Origin of the sequence: Streptomyces sp. NPDC020875 (assembly GCF_040641415.1) — a bacterium.
Taxonomy (GTDB): Bacteria; Actinomycetota; Actinomycetes; order Streptomycetales; family Streptomycetaceae; genus Streptomyces.
Map to the genome: position 1 here is coordinate 1 of NZ_JBFADP010000141.1, position 1,126 is coordinate 1,126.

General features: G+C 73.5%; 2 pseudogenes. Both read left to right on the plus strand.

Going from position 1 to position 1,126, the window contains the following annotated elements:
- Window positions 1-382, plus strand: a pseudogene (locus AB0G74_RS34345) (lactate dehydrogenase); the annotation flags it as partial.
- Between the two features lie 19 nt (window positions 383-401).
- A pseudogene (locus AB0G74_RS34350) lies at window positions 402-1,126 on the plus strand (hypothetical protein); the annotation flags it as partial.

Genomic DNA, 1,126 nt, shown 5'->3' on the forward strand with positions numbered 1-1,126 from the left:
CGGGGGGCAGGTGATCGGTGAGCACGGTGAGGCGGCCGTCCCCCTCTGGGCGGCGGTCGGCGGCCGGGTGGTCCCGTACGACCCCGAGCACGTCCGGGCCGCGCTCGCCGACCGCCCCCGCCTCATCGCCCGCGGCCTGGACCGGGTGCGCTGCGGCCCGGCCGCAGCCGTGGTGTCCACCCTCCGAGCGGCCCTCGGCCTCACCGACACGACTATCGCTCTCTCCACCCGCCGACCCGACGGCGCGTTCATCGGCTGGCCGGTCCGATTCACCGGCGGTATCCCCCACCCCGTCGATCTCGATCTCACCCCGGCCGAACGCGCCCAGTTCGCCGCGGCCGACCGCAAGGTCCGGACCGCGTACGCCGCCGTCCGACCCTGAACTCCGAGGAGACCAGTTCATGTACACCCGTATCACTGCCGCCGGTCACCACGTCACCCTCTCCACCCCCGTTCCGGGGATCAGCGAATGGGTCACCGACTACGTCACCCCCTGGTGGCGAGCCGACGAGGCCGAGCGGTTCACCCAGGGGGCCCCGATGGTCGAGGCGTACGTCGACCCGGCCGCCACGGCCCAGTTGTCGTTCACGGTGACCGAGTACCCGCACGACAAGGCGGAGTACGCCGGGAGCCCCCTGCTCTACCGGCGCGACGCCGACGGAGCGGTGGCCGCCGCGCAGCCGGAAGCCGGGCTCGCCTTCCACTACCAGCCGTCCGCGCCCTACCTGTCCATCGTCGGCGCAACGGAAGTCCAGGTCGCGACCGCGACCGCCCGGCTGGTCCGGGAACTGACGCGCGCCCGGCTCCAGAGCGCCGGATGGCACATCCTCCACGCCTCGGCCGTCGTCCAGGGCGGGGAAGCCACCCTCGCCCTCGGGGACAAGGGCGCGGGCAAGACCACGACCGCGCTCCTGCTGGCCCAAGCGGGTGGGCAGCTCCTGGCGAACGACCGGATCTTCGTCCGGCCCTGCGCGGACGGGACGGTGCGGGCGCTGCCGTGGCCTGCCGCGGCCGCCATCGGTCTCGGTCTTCTCGACGCCCTTGGACTGTACGACCAGGTGTCCGGTCGAATCCGGAACGGCCAGCACCTCCACCCCACCCAGCACGAGCGGGTCACCGCCGCCCT